This window comes from Mesorhizobium sp. WSM4850, assembly GCF_055811735.1.
This window is the reverse complement of record NZ_JBVVPV010000005.1, coordinates 62,350-83,743: the sequence shown is the minus strand read 5'-3', so window position 1 is coordinate 83,743 and position 21,394 is coordinate 62,350. Positions and strand designations below refer to the sequence as shown.

The following is a 21,394-nucleotide window of genomic DNA, read 5'->3' as shown; positions in this document are numbered from 1 at the left end:
CCCTCTCCCCGGTAAAAAACGGGGCAGCGCCGAGGTCGACAATTGGCGTAGTGCCGGAAGGCGGCAGCCCACCGTGACCTGAATATCAACGCAAGTTAGATCTTCCCGCCCAACTCGTCCTCGATATGCGCGCGGATGATGTCGTCGAAGCTGGTTTCGGCGGCAAAGCCAAGCTCCCTCGACCGCCGCGCCTCGAACCGTGTCGGCCAGCCCTTGACGATCGCCCAGATCGTATCGTCGGGCTCCTCGCGGATCAGGTTCATCGCCTTGGCGCCGGCCATGCGTTCCAGGGCCTCGATCTGCTCGCCGACCGTGACGGCGACACCGGGCATCGTCAGATTGCGGCGCGGCCCTACGGCGCTGCCGTCGATCCCTGCTGCGTGGATCAAAAAATTCACCGCCGAGCGCGGGCTGGCGTGGGTGTGCACGACAGAGCGCGGCACCGGCAATGTTGCTTGCTGGCCGCTCAACGGCTCGCGGATGATGCCGGAGAAAAAGCCTGACGCGGCCTTGTTGGGCTTGCCCGGCCTGACGCAGATGGTCGGCAGCCTGATGCCGATGCCATCGAAGAAGCCGCGCCGCGTATAATCGGCGAGCAGCGCTTCGCCCATCAGCTTCTGCGTGCCGTAGGACGTCAACGGCGTCGGGTGGAATTCGTCGGGGATGATGTCCGGAAACGGTGCGCCGAACACAGCGATCGACGAGGTGAAGACGACGCGCGGCGCAAACCCCGCCAGTCTTACGGCATCGAACAGCGCCCTTGTGCCGTCGAGATTGACGCGATAGCCGAGATCGAAATTGGCCTCCGCCTCGCCCGACACGACGCCGGCGAGATGAAAGATCACGTCTGGGCGCGACGCGACCAGCCGTTCCATCGCGCTCGCCGCGGCGAGATCGCCTGTATGGATGGTGACGTCGACGCCATCCAGTGTCGGCGCCTGCGGCAGCACGATGTCGTGAAGGTCGAGCGCGGCGACCTTCCGGCCGCTGAGCGTTCCATCCTTCGCCAGCCGGGCGATGAGCTTGCGGCCGACCATGCCTGCCGCGCCGGTAATCAAAACACGCATATCAATGATCCTTTTTGCGCTGGCTGCGGCCACGCAACCAAAACACGACGAAAATGGCCACCATGAAGACAGCGGCAATAATAGCGGCAAGAATGGTCGACACGCGGCCGACCGCCAGCATCACGGTTGGCAAATAGTAGGCGGCGATGCCGAACAGCAGCAGCACCCAGAGTGCGCCTATCGCCGCATTGCGCGTGTCGCGATCCATCACGCGGCCCGGACACGGCGGGAATTCGTCAACTTCGTTACCATGCCATGGAACTCCTGGGATCAGTGATAGTGGCGATGATGCGGAGCCGCATCATGCGCGTGGCCGTGCTCGCCATCGTGCTTATCATCGGCGCAATGGCCGAATTCCGGTTCTACGGTGGCGTGGGCAATGCCATGCGCGGCAAGCCGCTTCTTGATGGCGCTGACCGCTTTGTGGGCATCGACACCATCGTTGAGGCAAGCATGCAAGGTCGCCATGTTGCTTGACCCGTCAAGCGACCAGACATGCATGTGATGCACCTCGCGCACGCCGTTCACCGTCCCTTCTATGTCCCTGGCGATCAGGTCGCGATCGAGGCTCGCCGGCACGCCTTCGAGCAGGACATGGGCCGCTTCACGCATAAGCGACCAGGCGGTGGACAGGATCAGCAGCGAGACAAGGACGGACAGGATCGGATCGATAGGCGTCCAGCCGGTCGCCAGGATGATCAGCGCAGCTATGATCGCCGCCGCCGAGCCAAGCAGATCGCCGAGCACGTGCAGGATGGCGCCGCGCATATTCAGGCTGTCGCGGTCGCCGCCATGCAGCACGAGGAAGCAGCCGATATTGACCAGCAGGCCGGCGATCGCAACGACCAGCATCGGCCCACCGAGCACGGGCGCAGGTGTCAGCAGGCGTTCCCATGCCTCATAGATGATCCACAGCGCAATGGCGAAGATGGCGATGCCGTTGGTATAGGCGACCAGCGTCTTGACCCGGCCGAAACCGTAGGTGAGGCGAACGGTGGCCGGCCGGCCGGCCAGATGAAAAGCATACCAGGCAAGGCCGAGCGCGATACTGTCGGCAAGCATGTGGCCGGCATCCGCCAGCAGCGCCAGCGATCCCGTCAAGAGACCGCCAAGCACCTCTACGATCATGAAGCCGGCGGTCAGGCAGGCGGCGATCAGCACGCGTTTCTTGTCGGTCGAGCCGTGCACATGACCGGCGCCGTGGCTGTGACCATGCCCTTGTGAACCATGCGCCATCTGCGAACTCCTGTCAGAGCTGATCCATCCCAGCAGAATCGGGAGGGAGGCTCTGTGTTCTTGTTTGACCATGATCTTTGCCCGAGAACCGGCTTCCACTTTTCGGGATAATGGTCCTTCTGATTTGACCACGATCTTGCCCGAAAACTCGGCCTTCACTTTTCGGGATCGTGGTCCTGGATCATGGTCAGGCGCCGAACTCAGCGCGGAAATCCTCGAGCCGTCGCTTCTGCTGGCCGTCGCCGTCGAAATTGCCCGGATCGAGCCATGCCTCATAGGCTCTGCGCAGTGCCGGCCACTCCTTGTCAATGATCGAGTACCACGCGGTATCGCGGTTTTCGCCCTTGACCACAAGATGCTGGCGGAAAATGCCCTCGAACTTGAAGCCGAAACGCTCTGCCGCGCGCTTCGACGGCTCGTTGCGGTTGTTGCATTTCCATTCGTAGCGGCGATAGCCAAGCTCGTCGAAGATGTATTTCATGAACAGGAATTGCGCTTCCGTCGCCGCCGGCTTGCGCGAGATCAGCGGACCCCAATAGATGTTGCCGATCTCGATCACGCCATAGGCAGGGTCGATGCGCATCAGCGTCTGGCGTCCGGCGACCTTGCCGCTGGCCTTGTCGATGACGGTGAAGAACAGCGGGTCCTCGCTGGCTTCGGCCTTGTCCAGCCACGGCTGGAAGGCAGCGCGGGTCTGCGGCGGATAATCGGGCAGCCAAGCGAAGCGGCCGTCGACATCAGGCACCGACGACGCCTCGAACAGGCCGTCGCCATGCTTTTCGGAGGTCAGCGGCTCAAGCCTGACAGTGCGCCCTTCCAGCACATTGCGTTCTGGCCGCGGGCGCGGTTGCCAATTCTTGAGATTTTCCGACACCCAAAGCTCCAATCCGTTTGACTTTTGCGAAAGGACGCTCACAAAAACGCTCGCTCGGTGAAAGAACCACAGGGACGGGAAAAATGCTCCACACGATTTCGGCCTTCGATCGTCTCGGCGAGGAAAACGCCTTTGCGGTGCTGGCTCGTGCCACCGCGCTCGCCTATCAGGGCCGCGATATCGTCAATCTCGGCATCGGCCAGCCCGACTTCAAGACGCCGCAGCACATCGTCGAGGCCGCGATCAAGGCGCTGCGTGACGGCCACCACGGCTATACGCCGGCCAACGGCCTGCTGGCGACACGCGAGGCGGTGGTGCGCCGCACGCTGACCACAACCGGCGTCGAGGTGTCGCCCGAGGCGGTGATGATCCTGCCCGGCGGCAAGCCGACCATGTTCGCCGCTATCCTGATGTTCGGCGAACCGGGCGCCGAGATCCTCTATCCCGATCCCGGCTTTCCCATCTATCGCTCGATGATCGAGTTCACCGGTGCTGCTCCGATACCGGTGCCGATGCGCGAGGAGAACGGCTTTGCCTTCTCGGCGCAGGAGACGCTGGCGCTGATCACGCCGAAGACCAGGCTGCTCATCCTCAACTCGCCGGCCAACCCGACCGGCGGGGTCACCCCGCGCGCCGAGATCGAGAAGCTGGTCAAGGGGCTGGAAGCGCACCCGGACGTCGCCATCCTCTCCGACGAGATCTACGACGTGATGACCTATGACGGCGAGACGCACTTCTCGCTGCTCAATTTCCCCGAAATCCGCGACCGACTGATCGTGCTCAACGGCTGGTCGAAGACCTGGGCGATGACCGGCTGGCGCATGGGCTGGTCGATCTGGCCGAACGGCGACAAGGGCGCCCACCTCTACGACAAGGTGCGCAAGCTGGCGGTCAATTGCTGGTCCTGTGTCAATGCGCCGAGCCAGTATGCCGGCATCGCGGCCATCGACGGTCCGCAGGACGACGTCGACAAGATGATGCGCGCCTTCGACCGCCGCAGGAAGGTCGTGGTCGAAGGCTTGAACGCCTTACCAGGCGTTTCCTGCATCACGCCGAAAGGCGCTTTCTATGCCTTCCCTAATGTCTCAAAAACTGGTTGGAAGGCCAAGAAACTCGCCTCGGCTTTGCTTGAGGATGCCAGCGTGGCGCTGATCGGCGGACCTGATTTCGGCGTTCTCGGTGAAGGCTATATCAGGCTGTCCTACGCCAATTCCGAAGAGAACATCCTGCGCGCGCTGGAACGGATCAAGGCGTTTCTGGGCAAGTGAGGGCGGGTACGCGACCGACGAAAGGAGATGTCAGATGTTCTATGCCATCCTTGCTTATCACGTGGAAGAAGTGATCACGGCACTGACGCCGGAGGAGGACGCGGCGCTGATGACCGACCTGCTCAATATCCACGAACGGCTTTACCGGGATGGCAGCCTCGGCCCGGCGGCGCGGCTCGGGGCGACCCAAGACGCGTGCACCTTGCGCGGGCCGGGCGCCGGAATGGTCATTGACGGACCCTTCGCCGAGACCAAGGAGCAATTGTTGGGACTATACGTCGTCGACTGCGCCACGCGCGACGCCGCGATCGCGATTGCGCGCGACTTTCGCCGTGTCAATCCGACCGCCGTCTACGAAATCCGCCCTATTTCGCTATATCTTCCGGGCGTGCCGCTTTCGGTGACGCAGTCCTAAAGCGCATCGCGTTTGAAGGATGCGACGCGCTGTAGTTCTTGTTTTATGCATGTCGTTGTCGCAAAACCGCTGCGCACTTTTGCGCGACATGCATTAGCCAAAATTGAACGCCGTCCGGCCGGGTCCCCTCGGCGTTCGCCGGCCTTTCATCGTGCCAGTGGCACGATGAATTCGCTTACGCGAACCGGCCGCTCACCCTCGCCCGACATACGGCATCTTCGTCGCCATCACGGTCATGAACAGCACATTGGCGTCGAGCGGCAGGCTGGCCATATGGAGGACGGCATTGGCGACCTGCTGGACATCCATCACCGCTTCGGCGGCGATGGAGCCATTGGCTTGCGGTACTCCGACCGTCATCGCCTGCGCCATGTCGGTCAAGGCGTTACCGATGTCGATCTGGCCGCAGGCGATGTCAAAAGGCCGGCCGTCCAGCGCCAGTGTCTTGGTCAGCCCGGTAATGGCGTGCTTGGTCGCGGTATAGGGCACTGAGCCCGGACGCGGCGCATAGGCAGACACCGAGCCGTTGTTGATGATGCGGCCACCCATCGGCTGCTGCCTGCGCATGGCGCCGAAGGCGGCGCGGGCACACAGGAACGAGCCGGTGAGATTGACCCCGACGATGTCGTTCCACACCTCGACGGGAATCTCGTCGATCAATGTCGACTTGTAGCCCGTGCCGGCATTGTTGAAGAGCAGATCGACACGACCGAAAGCCGCCGCCACCGTCTCGAACAGATCGTCGACCTGGTCGGCCTTGCTGATGTCGCAGGCGACCGCCAGCGCCTTGGCTTGTGTCGATCCGGCCCCAGCGATTGCCTTGTCCAGCACCGGCTTGCGGCGTCCGCAGAACACCGTATTCCAGCCGGCTCTGAGCAGCGCCGTGGCGACGCTCTTGCCGATGCCCGTGCCGGCGCCAGTGACGATGGCTGTTTTGTAGTCTGTCATAACTGTCCTCCTACAGCGCCGCATGCCCGCAAGGACGCTATAGCACCATGATTTTGAGCAATTTTGAATTTGCGCATGATCGCCTGCAAAAATCGATTCCGATTTCGGCTCATGCGCTAACCGGCTCCGACAAAAAGGGCGGCCATTGGCGGCCGCCCTAATCTGAACCGGCTGGGAGGAGGAAAGCCGATCCGACTGCTTAAAATCATGCGCTTCCTGGGTAAACGAGACATTAACGCGAAAGGACGCCGGATTCCCGCTCTCCGCGGCCCTGAAACCTACCAGCGCGAATTGGCGGTTGCCTTGCCCGACCCCGGCACCCCTGACTCCGGCACCCCAGACTCCGGCACCTTTGGCGCCGGCACTTTTGCCGCCGACACCGTCGCCTCGACATGGTCGAGCAGTGCATCGGGCAAGCTGAGGCGGCCGGCGAGCAGATCGAGATAGCCGCGTTCGGCACGTGTATTCGGATCGATGGCGAGGCGCGAGGCGGTGTAGAGCTCGAGCTTCTGGGCGTCGGTTTGGGCGCCGGCGACCAGCGTATCCAGGTCGAGCGGCCTTTCCAGTTCCGACAACAGGAATTTCTCCGCGTCGGAGTCGATGCCCGCGAGACTGAGCTTGCCGGCGATCTTTTGCCGTTCGTCGTCATCGATATGGCCGTCGGCCTTCGCCGCCGAAATCATCGCGCGCACCAGCGTCAGCGTGAATTCGTCCTCGCCTTGGGGCGCTTGCGAGGGATGAAAGCTGGTGTCGGCCGGCGGCGGCAGCAATTCCGGTTCACCGGCAACTTGCGTTTCAGCCGGCGCCTTGCCGTTCTTGTAGTTCTGGTAGGCCTTGTAGGCGAGGCCGCCGACGACGGCCAGGCCGCCGAGCTTCACCGCCGTGCCGGCGACCTGACGGCCGGCGCCGGTTCCGAGCAGCACCGCGGCCAGCGCGCCGGCGGCCAGCGGATTGTCCTTGGCCATTTGCACCGCCTGACCCCCTTTGTCGCGCACGGTCGATCCGGTTCCGGGAATTTGCGAGCCGAGCAGATCGTTGAGGAGCTTCTTGGGATCGAACATCAATGCCTCCAGAATTAGCCGGCCGAAAGCGCCGGGCAGGTTTTCGGACGTTGAACAGGTAGGCCCCGCATATGGACATTACAATGACGGATGGGCGCTTTGCCGATGATGGCACAAACGAGATGATCTCAGGATCCGCCTTGTCCAACGCGTTGGGCCGAAGATCGGAATCGATTTTCGGAAAGCACGATTTATGGATTCAAAATGTTAGAGCGCACTTTGTGCGTCCAAGCCGACGCACGTCGCTTTAACGTCCAATGTGCGGAGCCCTGCCTTGCGCTTCTGCAAGCTCGACCTGGCGTTGACGCTCGGCGTAGCGGGCGCGATCCTCGTCGGAACGGGCATCGTAGCAATGCGGGCATGAGATGCCGGCGGCGTATTTCGACGACAGCAGGTCCTGCCCGGTCAGCGGATACCGGCAGGCGCGGCAAAGTTCGGCCTCACCCTCGACCAAGCCGTGCGACACCGAGACGCGTTCGTCGAAGACGAAGCACTCGCCCTGCCAGAGGCTTTGCTCGGCGGGCACCTCTTCGAGATATTTCAGGATACCGCCCTTGAGATGGAACACATCCTCGAAGCCGAGCGACTTCACATAGGCCGTTGCCTTCTCGCAGCGTATGCCGCCAGTGCAGAACATGGCCACCTTGCGGCCGACGAGTTCGGCCCGATGCTGCTCGACCCAGGCCGGGAATTCGCGAAAGCTCGTTGTCGCGGGGTCGACCGCTCCCTTGAACGTGCCGATCGATACCTCGTAGGCGTTGCGCGTGTCGATGACGATCGTGTCCACATCCGAGATCAGCGCGTTCCAGTCGGCCGGTGCGACGTAGGTGCCGGCGCTTGCCGCCGGATCGAGATCCCCAACACCCATGGTGACGATCTCGCGCTTCAGCCGCACCTTCATGCGGTGAAACGGCATCTGCGCGGCGCTGCTGTACTTGACCTCGAGACCGGCGAGACCTTCGATGGATTCGAGATGATCGATGAGCGCGGCGATGTCAGCTTCGCTGCCGGCGACCGTGCCGTTGATGCCCTCATGCGCCAGCAGCAGCGTGCCCTTGATACCGCGTCCGCAGCAAAAGGCGGCGAGCGGCGCGCGCAACGCCTCGAAGTCGTCGAGCGGGGCAAACCTGTAGAGCGCGGCAACGCGCACGGGTTGATTGGGCAGTGTCATCGCCGAAGCCACTAAACGCTCATGAAAGCCGATTCAAGGCCGGCGCGCGGAGCAGCCTCTCCTTGGTGGCCTTGACGGCCGGTCTGACGGACTTGCCGGCAGCGCGTGACATCGCGACACGCTTCGCTTCGTGGACAGAAAACCGGCCTTCTGCTAACCGATTGAACGGATCAATACCGGAGAGACGACAAATGCCCAGCAAGACCGAAAAGCTCCTGTCGCTCCTCAACGGCCAACCGGTTATCCCGGTGCTGAAGATCGCCAATCTCGCTGATGCCGTGCCGCTGGCGCGCGCGCTGGCGCGCGGCGGCCTGCCGGCGATCGAGATCACGCTGCGGACCGCTGATGCGCTCAAGGCGATCCGGCTCGTGGCAAGCGAGGTCGAGGACGCCATCGTCGGCGCCGGCACCATTCTGGACGCCCGCCAGTTCGACGAGGCGGCGGCAGCCGGATCGAAGTTCATCGTCAGCCCCGGCATCACCCGCGAGCTTCTGGCGGCGGCGAAGGACAGCGACGTTCCGTTGCTGCCCGGCGCCATCACGCCCGGTGAGATCATGGCCGCCCGCGAGGCAGGCCTGCGCTTCCTGAAATTCTTCCCGGCAGAACAGTCGGGCGGCATCGCCTCGCTCAAGGCATTCGCCTCGCCGCTCGCCGATGTGCAATTCTGCCCGACCGGCGGCATCACCGACAAGAACGCCAGCGACTATCTGAGCCTGCCCAACGTCATCTGCGTCGGCGGCTCCTGGGTGGCGCCGGACGATTTGGTCAAGGCCGGCAAATGGGACGAAATCGAAGCCCTGGCGCGCGCCGCGAGCAAGCTCGGGCGATAGAGACAACTCTCACCCCAAGCAGACCAATGCATGCCGCGCAAAAGCATGCCCTCGGGCCTGACCCGAGGGCGTGCAGCGGTTTTGCGATAACGACATGCATAAAAAAAGCCGCGCGGGTTACTGGCGCGGCTTTTTTATTGGTTGGTCGATCCGCTACTCGGTCCTGAAGCGGGCGACCGACAGGAACTTGACGGCATTGCCGGTGAACCGGTTGGCGTCGGCCAACTGATCGTCCGCCTGGAAGCCCACGGTATAGACTTCGGTTGGCGGCGTGTGCACGATATTGTAGGCGTAGCGCTGGGCCGTCGTCGCGCTGGAGACGGTGGCGACATTCTCGCCGCTGTTCAACGCCCAGCGCGCCGCCGTCGGCTCAGCGGCGACTACCACGGACTTGGGACCAGGCTTCAGGTCACGGGCGGTTGCCCTGGCTGCCTTGCGGGTGGTCTTCACACCCGTGCCGATCGCCGCGGCCGGATCGGAGCCAGCCGGGCGGGCAAAGACAGCCTCACGCGGCGATGCGGCATTGCCCTTCACCATCTCACCGAGGACCGCGCTTGGCTGGGAGAGCGAAGCGACCTGGTATTCGTCGGTTGCGCTGACCCGTTCGAGGACGGCTTTGACCGCGGCAGACTGGACTGCGGCAGACTGGACCTGGTCAGGCTGGGCCAGTTCGGGCTGGGCCAGATCGGGCCGAGCCGACGGCAGCACCGAGAACACATCGGTAGCGGTCTTGCCGTGCCCGGCGGTATCCGCCAGCGCCAGAAGCACAGCCTTGTCCTGCGGCGCAAGGTCGGCCGCTGCAAGGTCGGCCGGCAACGAGTGATTGGGGCGCCAGGTCGGCAACGGAATGTTGTTGGCCGCAACCTGCGCCGCATCGGCGACAACGGACGGTTCGGCCATGCCGAAGGGAGCGTTCGCCGGCGCTTGCGCGGTCGTCACCGCCTGTTCGGTGGTGGCGGTGGCATCCGCCACGCCGAACGGAACGTTTTCGGGCGGCTGAGCGACATCGGCCTTCGGACGCGGGGCGAAATCGGGCAGCGGCACGCTGCGCGCCGGCAGCGCCGCGATGATCGTTTCCGGCGTGTCCTCCTCCGGTTCCGGAGCGGGCGCATCGGCGATTTGCGGAATCTCGGCGCGCTGCGCATCCTCAGGCGACACGATGGCAATGCCCGGAAGCTTGCTGTTCCTGGCGGCCGGTGCCGGCTTGGCATTCGCCAGCTTCACGTTCGCCGGCTTCACATTGGTTGACTTCGGCGTTGGCGCGGCCACCACATCGGCGCTGTCATCGGCCTCGTCTTCACCGCCGCCAAAGAAAGCCGCCAGCAGACCGCCGGATCTTTTGGCACCGCCACCTGCGCTGGCCATTTCGATGGCGGGAGAGCCGGCGCCCTTGCGCGCCTTGTACGAGGCGAGCGCCTGTGAATAGCCGGGCAACGGCTTGCCGTCGCTCGGCACATGCAGCGTCTTGCCGTTGGGGAACACGCGCGCCAGTTCCTGGCGGCTGATGCCAGGCCAGTGCCGCACATTGCCGACATCCATGTGGACAAAGGGCGAGCCGGACCTCGGATAATAACCGACGCCGCCACCCTGCATCCGCAGACCGATGTCGCGCAGTTTCTTCAGCGGCACGCCGGGAATGTAGAAGTCCATGGCCTTGCCGAGCGTATGCTGGCTTTTCTTGGCAACGCCCCTGCTGCGGCTGCGCAGCATCGAGTTGGTGGACGACGAGCGATAACCGCACACGACCTGGATATAGTCGCGGGCGCCGCTCTGCCGGTAAGCCTCCCAGACCAGGTCGAGCAGGCGCGGATCCATCTTGGTCGGCTCGTTGCGGCGCCAGTCGCGCAGGATGACGTTGATCTTTTTCAGACCCGCCTGATCGTAGCGGCCGCCGCGCTTGAAGACGATCTCCGCCTTCTCTTTGGTGTGCAGGTTGTAGAGTTTCAGCGAACGTGTCTGGGCGCTGGCGCCGGTCGCAGCCGCTGTAAGGAAGCCAAAGGCGAGAATCACCGCTGCCAGCCATCTCGGCCAGGCGCTCATGTGATAGTGCCGCCCGTTTGTGTGTCGTTCGACTTTGTTCAAATCAAAAGGCCTTGCAGGCTGCCGTTTGTCCCCGGATTTGACCAACGGATGCGGTGGTGTTCACATCCGAATATCGATCCTAATGGTTAATCATCGCTTATTGAAGCCGAAATGCGGTAACACCGTGGCGATATCCCGTCAAAAATATTGCACGGGGTTTCTTGGTAAACTGCTGGTTTAGATCATGTTTTGGGCTTTGCCTGAACACGATCTGTTACCAGACGCTTCAATGCGTGAACACTGCCGGCAAGCGCGTCGCCCGACCGCGTCACGCCCGATTCGACGACTGTCGATTGTCCTGATGCCAGGTTGGCAAGCTGGTCCGGGCTTGCCTGTCAGGAAGCAAGCCGGTCGATACGGCCCGTTTCCGGATCGATGCCATATTCCTTGAGCTTCCTGTAGAGCGTCGAGCGGCCGATGCCGAGGCGGCGGGCAACTTCGCTCATCTGGCCGCTATAATGGTCGATGGCGAGCTTGATCATTTCGAGTTCGACATCGGCCAGCGCCCGCACATTGCCGCGTTCGTCCAGCGCCCGCAGCGTGCCGAAGCGAGGCTGCGGCCTGGCTGGCGGATCGAGCTCGGCTACAGCGATGCCGTTATCCTCGCCAAGCGGCTCGGTGACCAAAGGCAACGCGGGCAGCGCGCCATGCGCATCGAGGTTGACGGTGCCCTCGACCTGCGCCCGGATCTGCGGAAACTCCTCTTCGGTCAGCAGATCGCCTTCACAAAGCACCGAGGCCCGGAAGACGGCGTTTTCTAGCTGGCGGATATTTCCCGGCCAGTCGTAGGCCTGCAGCATGGCGAGCGCCGCGGCCGAAATGCCGTGCAGGCGATGACGTGGACCGGTGGGCGCGACCTTCTCCAGAAAATGCTCGACCAAATACGGAATGTCGTCGCGACGGTCGCGCAGCGGCGGGACGAAGATCGGATAGACGTTCAGGCGGTAGAACAGATCTTCGCGGAACTTGCCGTCCTTGACCTGCTGCAGAAGATTGCGGTGTGTCGCCGAGATCAGCCTGATGTCGACCCTGACGGTCGAACGCCCGCCGACCGGATCGACCTCACCGTCCTGCACGGCGCGCAGCAGCTTGACCTGCACGTCGAGCGGCAGGTCGCCGATCTCGTCGAGGAAGAGCGTGCCCGAATGCGCCTCGACGAACTTGCCGGTGTGTTTTTCGGTGGCGCCGGTGAACGAGCCCTTCTCGTGGCCGAACAGGATCGATTCGACCAGATTGTCGGGGATGGCGCCGCAATTGACGGTGACGAACGGTTTTGAGCGGCGATCGCCGCTGCCCTGGATGGCGCGCGCCACCAGCTCCTTGCCGACCCCGGATTCGCCTTCGATAAGGATCGGGATGTTGGACGCGGCCGCCTTCTGGCCGAGACGGATCACCCGGTCCATCGCCGGGCTGTGCGTGATCATGTCCTTGAAGGTCAGATGGCCGCCGCGCCGCCGCGACGTGCGCTTCACTTCCCCCTCGACCGCCTCGACTTTGAGCGCGTTGCCGATCGATGCCTGCAGCCTGTCGGGAGATGCCGGCTTGACGACGAAATCGAAAGCACCGTGACGCATGGCCGAAACGACGGTTTCGATGCCGCCCTGGGCGGTTTGTACGATGACCGGAACCTGGATGCCGCGCTCACGCATCGCCTTCAGCACGCCGATGCCGTCGAGGCCCGGCATGACGAGGTCGAGGATGACCACCGATACGTCGCGCGCCTTGGGCCCGTCGAGCGCATCGAGACCGGCCTCGCCGCCATCCGTGATGATCGCGCTGTGGCCGAATTTCGTCACCGCCGCCTCGAGCAGCCTGCGCTGCACGGGATCGTCATCGACTATGAGTATGGAACCTGTCATGACTGGTTCAACGATGCTCGCCCAATATGCCCACCCCACTGTGTCTTCCCAATGGGGAATCCAACCCTATGGATCATCCTGGCACAGGGTTCTAAATAAGCTTTCAAAAAACCCGGTGAACGAATTCCTTAGGATTTGACCGGCTTTCTCATCCTCTTTGAATCTTTGGCCCTTTGAATCTTTGGGGCTGACCGCTTAGAGACTGTTTCGAAATTCGCTCTGGCGAGGCATATGGTGGTGGTTTCGAGAACCGGCGCGCAGCGGACATTAGAGCGCCGCGCGTCCATTGGACGCGCAAAGGACGCTCTAACACTTTGGTTGGCGCATGATCCTTTCCGGAAACCGAAATCGGTTTCCAGGGTCATGCGCTGGTCCGTGAGCACCGGAAGCGCAGAAAACGCCATCAGATGGCCGCCAGAGTAGAGTTTCCAAACGGTCTCTCAGGTCTTGCAATCTGGAAAGTGTCGGCAATGAGCATGGTTTTTGGTCGGCAGCTTGCGGCGGCGGCGTCCGGTCAGGGCGCGGCGGAGCTTGGTGATCTGCCGGAATGGGATCTCGCCGATCTCTATTCCGGCATGGACACCCCCGAGCTGAAACGCGACATCGCCAAGGCGCTCGCCGATGCCATCAGCTTCGAGAGCCGCTGGAAAGGCACGCTCGCCGCCGAGGCGGAGCGTGCCGACAGCGGCAGGCTGGGCGAGGCGCTTGCCGCCTATGAGGCGCTGGAGGAACTGATTGGCCGGATCGTCTCCTATGCCGGACTGATCTACGCCGGCAACACCGCGGATCCGCAGCGCGCCAAGCTCTATGGCGACGTTCAGGAGAAGATGACCGACGCCAGCGCGCATCTTCTGTTTTTCGCGCTCGAACTGAATCTTGTCGACGATGCCGCGATCGAAACCGCGCTTGCTGCCGATCCTGCCTTCGCTCACTACCGGCCGTGGGTGCTTGATCTGCGCATGGACAAACCCTACCAGCTCGAAGATCGGGTCGAGCAGCTTCTCCACGAGAAGTCGATTACCGGACGCGGCGCCTGGAACCGCTTGTTCGACGAGACGATGACCGATCTGCGCTTCGACATCGATGGCGAAGAGCTGACCCTGGAGCCGGCGCTGAACCGCCTCCAGCATCCCGATGGCGAGGTGCGCCGCCGGGCTTCTGAAGCGCTGGCCGCAACCTTCCGCAAGAATCTGCGCACGTTCACGCTGATCACCAACACGCTGGCCAAGGACAAGGAGATTTCCGACCGCTGGCGCGGCTTCGCCGACATCGCCGATTCGCGTCATCTCGCCAATCGCGTCGAGCGCAGCGTGGTGGATGCGCTGGCCTCAGCCGTTCGTGACGCTTACCCGCGCCTGTCACACCGCTACTACGCGATGAAGGCGCGCTGGCTCGGCATGGAAGTGATGAACCACTGGGACCGCAACGCGCCGTTGCCGGAGACCCCGCAAGCGATCATCGGCTGGGACGAGGCCAAGAACACGGTGCTTTCCGCCTACCAGCGCTTTTCACCTGACATGGCGGAGATTGCCCGGGTTTTCTTCGACCGCAACTGGATCGACGCGCCAGTAAGGCCTGGCAAGTCGCCTGGCGCCTTCGCGCATCCGACCGTGCCGTCGGCGCATCCCTATGTTCTGCTCAACTACATGGGCAAGCCGCGCGACGTGATGACGCTGGCGCATGAGCTTGGCCACGGCGTACATCAGGTGCTCGCCGCAGGCCAGGGCGCGCTGATGGCCTCGACGCCGCTGACACTGGCCGAGACGGCGTCCGTCTTCGGCGAGATGCTCACCTTCCGCTCGCTGCTGGACCAGACCACCGACAGGCGCGAGCGCAAGGCCATGCTTGCCCAGAAGGTCGAGGACATGATCAACACGGTCGTGCGCCAGATCGCTTTCTACGAGTTCGAGCGCAAGGTGCATGCCGAGCGCAAAAACGGCGAGTTGACATCGGACAGACTCGGCCAGTTCTGGCTGGAGGTGCAGGCGGAAAGCCTCGGGCCGGCGATCAAGCTGCGCGAGGGTTACGAGGTCTTCTGGAGCTATATTCCACACTTCATCCATTCGCCTTTCTACGTCTACGCCTATGCGTTCGGCGACTGCCTGGTGAATTCGCTCTATGCGGTCTATCAGAATGCAGAGCGTGGCTTTCAGGACAAGTATTTTGCCATGCTGCGCGCCGGCGGCACCAAGCATCATTCCGAGCTCCTGGCACCCTTCGGTCTTGATGCCACCGATCCTGCCTTCTGGCAGATTGGACTTGGCGTGATCGGCGGGCTGATCGACGAGCTCGAAGCTTTGGACAATTGACACACAGCGCTGAACATCCAGGTTCGACAGAACAGTTTAGCCGCAATGCATATTGGGGCCATTCTATTCTTGCTCTAAATATCTGTTCTTGAATAACTCTCCGTGGAATTTTTCCGTTAGCTTTCCGGAAGCCGTATGATAGCGTCCCGCCTCAAGCTCAGTCGGGCGCGGGCTTAGGCCAATCTTCGGCCGGTCACGGGGATTCGACGATTTGCGACAGCGCCGTTGGCCATGGCAGGAAAGCCGGTCGCCGACAGCGCGATTTAAGCCGGCTGTTCCGCGAGCAGCGGAGCCACCATTGAATGGTCCTTGTGCCAAGGTCCCAGGCCACGGCAGATGGATCGGACTGGAGAGAGACAATGGGCACTTTTTTCTACATGCTCCTGGCGTTCCTGGCAGGTGTGTTGGTTGGCTGGTTCATCTGGGGACGCCCGCGTGGCGATCTCGACAGCCTGCGCGGTGACATGGACCGCACCCGCAGCGAGCGCGACAGGGTACGCGCCGACGCCGACCGCCTCACCCGTGAGCTGGAAGTATGCCGCGGCGCCCGCGCCGACCTGGAGCGCCAGTTGGGAGAGGCACAAGGCACCAAGACCGGCGCGACAAAGGCAGCAATCCCGGCACCGCCGGCATTGATGGCGACATCCGCGCCGGCCAATACGACGCCGGCCAAAACGACGCCCGCCAAGACCGGGTCAGCAAAGACCGCGCCAGCAAAGTCCGGGCCAGCAAAGACCACTTCCAAGAAACCGGCGGCCGCGAAGGCGGCAGCCGCGCCGAAGGCCAGTGCATCGAAAACGAGTGCGTCGCAGGCAAGTGCGTCGCCGGCAAGTGCGCCAAAACCTCCCGCATCGAAAACCAGTGCTGCACCAAAGAGCGCTGCGCCAGCGGCAAAGAAAGCCGCGACAACAAAGGCGGCGGTGGGCAAAGCCAGCAATCTGCGCCGCCTGATCGGCATCGGTCCGGCCAACGAGCGATTGCTCCACGGGCTCGGAGTGACGACCTACGCGCAAATCGCCGCCTGGACGGCCGCCGACGTCAAGCGGATCGAGGAGACGTTGAACTTCGACGGCCGCATCGAGCGTGAGCGCTGGATCGAGCAGGCGAAACTGCTTGCCGCCGGCGATGAGGAGGAATTCGCGCGCCGCTTCCCGAACGCGGGGATCGGGAGCAACACCTGAATTGCCTGCCGGCATCGAGCACATAAGGGACCGGCGACGCCCGCGAGGTGCCGCCGGTTTGCTTTTGCACTAGCTGCGTTTGCGTCTTGAGACGCCGGTCTCTCGATTGCGCGCGATCGAGCCGCCATATAGAGCGATAGCTGGCGTCATCGATCGCAGCATCCGAGTCCCATGCCCCTGCCCTCTGCAATTTTTCGAAATGACGAGCGCGCTCATCAGCTCGTCTTCGACCAGCCGGCCGACATCATCGTGGCGCATGAGGCAGAGGATTTCCTGCCGGCGCTGGACATTGCGCAGGCCGCGCATGACGCCGGCAAATGGCTGGCCGGCTATTTCTCCTACGAGGCCGGCTACCTGCTCGAGCCGAAGCTCGTTCCGCTGCTGCCGGGAGGACGCCGCGCCCCGCTTGTCTGCCTGGGGATCTTCGACGCGCCTGTCGAACAGCCGGTCGTGCCCGGCGACGCGCCGTCGACCAACGGCCCGATCTTCAATGCGAGGGCCGCCTGGACTTCGGAAGACTATGCAAAACGCTTTGCGCGGCTCCACAATCACATTCGCAAAGGTGATTGCTATCAGGGCAATTTGACCTTTCCGGTTCATGCGCACTGGTCGGGCGATCCGCTGGCCGCCTTCGATGCGCTGACGGAGCGCCAGCCGGTGAAATACGGCGCGCTGATCGCACTCGGCGATCCGGTCGTCTTGTCGCGTTCGCCGGAACTGTTCTTCGAGATCGACGCCGCAGGCATGATCGAGACGCATCCGATGAAGGGCACCGCCCCGCGCGGCGCGACCAAGGCGGAGGACAAGCGGCTGAAGGCGTTCTTGCTCAATGACGAGAAGAACCAGGCTGAGAACCGGATGATCGTCGATCTCCTGCGCAACGACATTTCGCTGATCAGCGAAGTCGGCACGCTGGAGGTGCCGGAGCTTTTTCGCATCGAGAGCTACCCGACCGTCCACCAGATGGTGAGCCGCGTGCGGGCCAAGCTGTTGCCCGACCTCACCATCCGCCGGATATTCGCTGCGCTGTTTCCATGCGGATCGATCACCGGCGCCCCGAAAATCCGCGCCATGGAAATCCTGCACGATCTGGAAGCCACGCCGCGCGACGTCTATTGCGGCGCCATCGGCTGGATCGCGCCCGGCGGCACGATGCGCTTTTCGGTGGCGATCCGCACCATATCGCTCTTTTCCAGCGGCGAGGCCGTCTACAATGTCGGCGGCGGCGTCGTCTTCGATTCGACGGCCGAGGAGGAGTATCAGGAGTGCCTGCTGAAAGCGCGCTACGCGACGGGAACACCGCCGATTTCGAGCTGATCGAAACCATGCGCTGGCAGCCGGGCCAGGGCTTCCTCCGTTTCGACCGCCATTTGGCACGCCTTTATGGCTCGGCGGCAGAACTGGGTTTTGCCTGCGATCCGCAGAAGGTCGGCGAGATGCTCAAGAACGCCGTCGACCGGCCGGACATAGTCTTGCGTACACGCCTGGTCCTGTCGCGCAGCGGCAAGGTGACGGTCTCGGCGCTGCCTTATGAGCCGCACGCAGCCGACAAGGTCTGGAGGCTGCAACTGGCGCGGGTGCGGCTTGATTCAAGCGACACGCTGCTGCGCCACAAGACGAGCCGCCGGGACATCTATCAGCGGGCGCGCGCCGAATATCTGATCAGCCGGGCCGACGAGGTTCTCTTGGCCAACGAGCGTGGCGAACTCTGTGAGGGCACGATCACCAATCTGTTTGCCGATTTCGGCGACGGCGCGCTGGCAACACCGCGGCTCGATTGCGGCTTGCTGCCTGGTGTGTTGCGCGGCGAATTGCTGGACGAAGGCCGCGCCCGCGAAGCAATCTACAGCCTGGATGATCTGAAGTCGGCCAAAGCGCTGTTCGTCGGCAATTCACTGCGCGAACTGATCCCGGCACGGCTTGGCTGAAATTCACCCATTGCTGTGTCTCAACCATGGTTTCCCTTGCGAGTTGGAGAAGATGCGTCCGGCCCGAGAAGGAATGGGCCGGACGCGCGGCAGCCGCTTGGGAGGAGCGACTATTCGCCTTCGTGGGTCTGACCGGAGCCGCCGACGGAAACGATGTTGAAGGGCTTGCCTTCGACGGCAATGTCGCCGGTTTTCTCGAACGACGTCGCGTCAACGACATGCAGCACGCCTTGCAGGGGATCAGTGACCACGATCTTGTCGCCGGCGACCGCGACACGCGGCCTCGGATCGCTCCAGTGACCGTCCATCGAATAGGGGTCGGTCAGCTTGAGCGAGTTTGCGATCTCCCCCTTCACCACGTCGAGTTGGTGAAGCTGGCCGTCCTCGGTGAAGACGTAGGCGAATTTTGCACGAACGGGGTCGATCGCGAAATGCACGCGGCGCGTCGGAAGGTTGATCAGCCGGAATGCGTCGCTGTCGATCGTCGGATCGATCAGCACCACCTTGTCGGCGCCGTAGTTGCCGAGGAAATATTGCAGGCCTCGGCCGCCGATCAGCGTCGTCGTTTTGCCATCCGGCAGGCTGTCGGCATAGGGCAGATGACGGATCGCCGGGCTGCCGTCGCCATGGCTGACGACAAGCAGGCCGGTCGCGCAGGCGAAAGCCAGGATATTGCCGGAAGACGCCTCGCCGTGGAGGTCTGGGCAGGCGTGGATGCCGCCGATCGGCGCGCCGGCCTTGTCAGCGACCCTGATGCCGACCGGGAGTTCGTCCGGCTTCTCCCGGTTCGGCTCCGAAAGCAGGACATGGGAGCCATAGGCGACTGCGACGCCATGCTGCGGCGCGTCGGTCTTCACTTCCCTGAAATCCGGCTTGCCTTCCAGGACCGACTTCTCGGAGATGATGCGCGCGACACCCTCGCCGTCGAAAAAAACGGCGAAGTCTCCGTCATGCTCGACGAAATGCGACGGCTTCTTGCCTGTGATCTCGACGCCGGCAAGTTTTGGCGCTTCGACGTCGATGTCGCCGTGCTCGCCGTGGTCCTCGAAGGAAATGCCGCTCGCGATCCCGGCAACGACGCCGGCCGAGCCCTGCACGGCAAACACGGTCCTGCCGCTTTCGCTGCGATGGAGGGACGCCGGCCCTTTGATCTCAAGCGTGTCGAGCTTTTCGCCATCGATCGCATCGACTACGGTCACCTTCGGGTCCGCGTGATCCGAGATGAAGAGGCGCCATGCGGTCACCTCCTCGGCATGGGCAGCACTTGTTGATAGGGACACAAGCAGCGCGATAGCCGTGGCTGACGCCCAATTTATCGTCACAGTATTCTCCTTAATGTTATTACATACTCTTGGTGATCGATGAAGAGGCGGATTGCACCGCCTTTCCATCACAGGGCTGGCGGTCAGCTTCCGAGGATCGCGCCTTTGATCGTCGTGATGTTGTGCCGCATCATCTCGAGATAGGTCGCAGCCGGACCGTTCTTATCCGACAGGGCGTCGGAGTAGAGCTCACCGCCGACTTTCAGGCCCGTCTCGCTGGCGATCTGCTCGATCAGGCGCGGATTGGTGACGTTCTCCACGAAGATTGCCGAAGCCTTGTCTTGCCTGATCTGTTTGATCAGGGCCGCGACGTCGGAGGCTGACGCCTCGGATTCGGTGGAGACGCCCTCCGGTGCCAGGAATTTTATGCCGTATTCGTGTTCGAAATAGCCATAGGCGTCGTGGGAGGTGATGATCGTGCGCTTGTCCTCGGGGATCTCAGCTACGGCAGCTTTGATCTCCGCTTCCAGTGCCTCGAGCTGCTGGCCGTATGATTCGGCATTGGCCCGATAAGTGTCGCAGCCAGCTGCATCGGCGGCACAGAAGGCGTCGGCGATGTTCTTCACATAGAGTTCGGCATTGTGCACGGACTGCCATGCATGGGGATCGGACTCGCCGTGATGATGGCGCCCTTCCTCATGGCCCTCATCCGCCGCGGCGTGTTTTTCCCCGCCCTCGGCGGCTTGATCCTGATCGTGGTGACCTTCTTCCTCGGTCTTGCGCAACACCTCGCCGCCTTTGGTCAATTCCACGATCGGCGCCTTCGTCGCGCTCGCCTCGACGAGACGCTGGAGGAAGCCCTCGAACTGGAGGCCGTTGACCAGCACCACGTCGGCCGAACCGACAGTTGCCGCGTCGGCCGGCTTTGGTTCGTAGACATGGGCGTCACCATTCGGGCCGACCAGCGTGACGATGTCGACACGATCGCCGCCGACATTCTTGGCGAAATCGGCGATGATCGAGAAACTGGCGACAACCCTGAGGTTCTCGGCAGCGGCCACCGACGGAGCGATTGGCATCGATGTTATAGCGCCTATCACGGCGGCGAGTTTTAGCGTCTTGGACATTCGATCGACTCCTTTGTTCAAGCGGTTCGGGGGGAGATGCGCCGGACGCGTCGCGAGCAGCCGCGCGTCCCGGCAGAGATTAGAAGGCAATGTGGATCGTGCCCGCCGACAAATGATCGCCGGGCCGTACGATCCCATCGAGGCGCGCTGTTGCGGCCCAGCGGCAGGTCTTGATGCGTCAGGTCTTGAAAGATCACACAAGCAGCCATTCGATCCATCACCGCGGGAGCCATCGAAGTCAGCCCCGCTCTTGACGATCCGTTATGTTATGTTATCACGTTCGTCAATCCAAAATGTTATACTATAACTGACGCTCGCCATTGTGCTCAAAACTGCCGGCATATTGCGTCCCGGCGAGAAAATCGAGACGATCCGGCTTCGCAAGGCAGTCGCCGATGTGACCTCGCGCGATCTGCCGCGAGGGTGAATGGATCGGACATGCGCAGAGTGTTCGGCCTCTCGACCGAAGCTGTTGCGCTTACCGAGTGTCACCGGAATGTGACCGAGATCGGGAACCATCGACGAGAGCTGGTGCTCGCCGCATCTTTCGCCGCGCCATTGCGGGCGGCCGACTTCGCCCAACTCGACTACAAGGGCCAACTCGGGAAATGACCGCCGACCGTCAGCGACTGGTCGTCCTCCTTAACCACATGACGAATGCGGCGTAGCTCGCGGCTTTTCGCTGGTTTATGACAATGATCTGTGGTTGTAGCGCGTGGCGGTCGGGCAAAAAAAATGCTCCGCTTTGCGTCTGTTTGCCCGGCTTTTCAGCCTAT

Annotated in this window: 19 protein-coding genes; 8 read left to right on the top strand and 11 right to left on the bottom strand. The window is 62.7% G+C overall.

All coding sequences use genetic code 11. The annotated features are described in order from the left end of the window. Window positions 1-95: 95 nt before the first annotated feature. The 4 genes from denD to AC0L2Z_RS08460 form a co-directional block, all read right to left on the bottom strand. On the bottom strand, window positions 96-1,067 hold the full coding sequence (denD, locus tag AC0L2Z_RS08475; RefSeq protein ID WP_473627512.1) for a D-erythronate dehydrogenase: 972 nt from the start codon (window positions 1,065-1,067) through the stop codon (window positions 96-98). Between the two features lies 1 nt (window position 1,068). Beyond that, the gene (locus AC0L2Z_RS08470) at window positions 1,069-1,275 is read right to left on the bottom strand and encodes a hypothetical protein (RefSeq protein WP_027153224.1); all 207 of its coding nucleotides are present in this window, start codon (window positions 1,273-1,275) and stop codon (window positions 1,069-1,071) included. A 62-nt stretch (window positions 1,276-1,337) separates the two neighbouring features. Next, complete coding sequence (locus tag AC0L2Z_RS08465; protein ID WP_473627511.1) at window positions 1,338-2,303, bottom strand: cation diffusion facilitator family transporter; 966 nt, start codon at window positions 2,301-2,303, stop codon at window positions 1,338-1,340. Between the two features lie 187 nt (window positions 2,304-2,490). Beyond that, window positions 2,491-3,177 carry a GNAT family N-acetyltransferase gene (locus AC0L2Z_RS08460; RefSeq protein WP_473627509.1) on the bottom strand — a complete coding sequence of 229 codons (687 nt, stop codon included), beginning with the start codon at window positions 3,175-3,177 and terminating at the stop codon, window positions 2,491-2,493. Window positions 3,178-3,260: 83 nt separating this feature from the next. Here AC0L2Z_RS08460 and AC0L2Z_RS08455 point away from each other — a divergent pair, with 83 nt between their 5' ends. Beyond that, a complete protein-coding gene (locus AC0L2Z_RS08455) occupies window positions 3,261-4,445 on the top strand; it encodes a pyridoxal phosphate-dependent aminotransferase (protein WP_473627508.1) in 1,185 nt (394 codons plus the stop codon). Between the two features lie 34 nt (window positions 4,446-4,479). Next, on the top strand, window positions 4,480-4,860 hold the full coding sequence (locus AC0L2Z_RS08450; protein WP_287246116.1) for a YciI family protein: 381 nt from the start codon (window positions 4,480-4,482) through the stop codon (window positions 4,858-4,860). A gap of 192 nt (window positions 4,861-5,052) precedes the next feature. On the opposite strand, the gene AC0L2Z_RS08445 is transcribed toward AC0L2Z_RS08450, so the two are convergent. The 3 genes from AC0L2Z_RS08445 to trhO form a co-directional block, all read right to left on the bottom strand. Continuing rightward, the gene (locus AC0L2Z_RS08445) at window positions 5,053-5,808 is read right to left on the bottom strand and encodes an SDR family oxidoreductase (RefSeq protein WP_236378388.1); all 756 of its coding nucleotides are present in this window, start codon (window positions 5,806-5,808) and stop codon (window positions 5,053-5,055) included. A gap of 278 nt (window positions 5,809-6,086) precedes the next feature. Then, complete coding sequence (locus AC0L2Z_RS08440) at window positions 6,087-6,869, bottom strand: tellurite resistance TerB family protein (protein WP_473627506.1); 783 nt, start codon at window positions 6,867-6,869, stop codon at window positions 6,087-6,089. A gap of 247 nt (window positions 6,870-7,116) precedes the next feature. After that, window positions 7,117-8,040 carry an oxygen-dependent tRNA uridine(34) hydroxylase TrhO gene (trhO, locus tag AC0L2Z_RS08435; RefSeq protein ID WP_473627505.1) on the bottom strand — a complete coding sequence of 308 codons (924 nt, stop codon included), beginning with the start codon at window positions 8,038-8,040 and terminating at the stop codon, window positions 7,117-7,119. A 191-nt stretch (window positions 8,041-8,231) separates the two neighbouring features. Here trhO and AC0L2Z_RS08430 point away from each other — a divergent pair, with 191 nt between their 5' ends. Next, entirely contained in the window at window positions 8,232-8,870 is a 639-nt protein-coding gene (locus AC0L2Z_RS08430) for a 2-dehydro-3-deoxy-phosphogluconate aldolase (protein ID WP_287246109.1), read from the top strand. A 153-nt stretch (window positions 8,871-9,023) separates the two neighbouring features. Here the strand turns inward: AC0L2Z_RS08430 and mepK are convergent, their stop codons facing one another. Both mepK and AC0L2Z_RS08420 read right to left on the bottom strand, forming a co-directional pair. Next, complete coding sequence (gene mepK / locus AC0L2Z_RS08425; protein ID WP_473627503.1) at window positions 9,024-10,910, bottom strand: peptidoglycan L,D-endopeptidase MepK; 1,887 nt, start codon at window positions 10,908-10,910, stop codon at window positions 9,024-9,026. A gap of 377 nt (window positions 10,911-11,287) precedes the next feature. Continuing rightward, on the bottom strand, window positions 11,288-12,811 hold the full coding sequence (locus AC0L2Z_RS08420; RefSeq protein WP_027153233.1) for a sigma-54-dependent transcriptional regulator: 1,524 nt from the start codon (window positions 12,809-12,811) through the stop codon (window positions 11,288-11,290). A gap of 470 nt (window positions 12,812-13,281) precedes the next feature. On the opposite strand from AC0L2Z_RS08420, the gene AC0L2Z_RS08415 reads away from it, so the two are divergent. The 4 genes from AC0L2Z_RS08415 to AC0L2Z_RS08400 all read left to right on the top strand — a co-directional run bounded on the left by AC0L2Z_RS08415 (window position 13,282) and on the right by AC0L2Z_RS08400 (window position 18,229). Then, window positions 13,282-15,120: a M3 family oligoendopeptidase gene (locus AC0L2Z_RS08415; RefSeq protein WP_473627501.1), complete on the top strand. Its 1,839-nt coding sequence runs from the start codon at window positions 13,282-13,284 to the stop codon at window positions 15,118-15,120. Between the two features lie 359 nt (window positions 15,121-15,479). Then, window positions 15,480-16,301: a proton-conducting membrane transporter gene (locus tag AC0L2Z_RS08410; protein WP_473627499.1), complete on the top strand. Its 822-nt coding sequence runs from the start codon at window positions 15,480-15,482 to the stop codon at window positions 16,299-16,301. Between the two features lie 171 nt (window positions 16,302-16,472). Continuing rightward, on the top strand, window positions 16,473-17,618 hold the full coding sequence (locus AC0L2Z_RS08405; RefSeq protein ID WP_473480220.1) for an aminodeoxychorismate synthase component I: 1,146 nt from the start codon (window positions 16,473-16,475) through the stop codon (window positions 17,616-17,618). Continuing rightward, a complete protein-coding gene (locus AC0L2Z_RS08400) occupies window positions 17,567-18,229 on the top strand; it encodes an aminotransferase class IV family protein (RefSeq protein ID WP_031254538.1) in 663 nt (220 codons plus the stop codon). The genes AC0L2Z_RS08405 and AC0L2Z_RS08400 overlap by 52 nt, the downstream gene beginning before the upstream one ends. A 110-nt stretch (window positions 18,230-18,339) precedes the next feature. Here the strand turns inward: AC0L2Z_RS08400 and aztD are convergent, their stop codons facing one another. Both aztD and aztC read right to left on the bottom strand, forming a co-directional pair. Beyond that, window positions 18,340-19,551 (bottom strand): zinc metallochaperone AztD, encoded by a 1,212-nt coding sequence (aztD, locus tag AC0L2Z_RS08395; protein ID WP_306454936.1) that lies wholly within the window; start codon window positions 19,549-19,551, stop codon window positions 18,340-18,342. Window positions 19,552-19,634: 83 nt separating this feature from the next. Further along, on the bottom strand, window positions 19,635-20,618 hold the full coding sequence (gene aztC / locus AC0L2Z_RS08390) for a zinc ABC transporter substrate-binding protein AztC (protein WP_473627497.1): 984 nt from the start codon (window positions 20,616-20,618) through the stop codon (window positions 19,635-19,637). 438 nt (window positions 20,619-21,056) lie between these two features. On the opposite strand from aztC, the gene AC0L2Z_RS08385 reads away from it, so the two are divergent. After that, entirely contained in the window at window positions 21,057-21,230 is a 174-nt protein-coding gene (locus AC0L2Z_RS08385; RefSeq protein WP_287227824.1) for a hypothetical protein, read from the top strand. Window positions 21,231-21,394 lie beyond the last annotated feature (164 nt).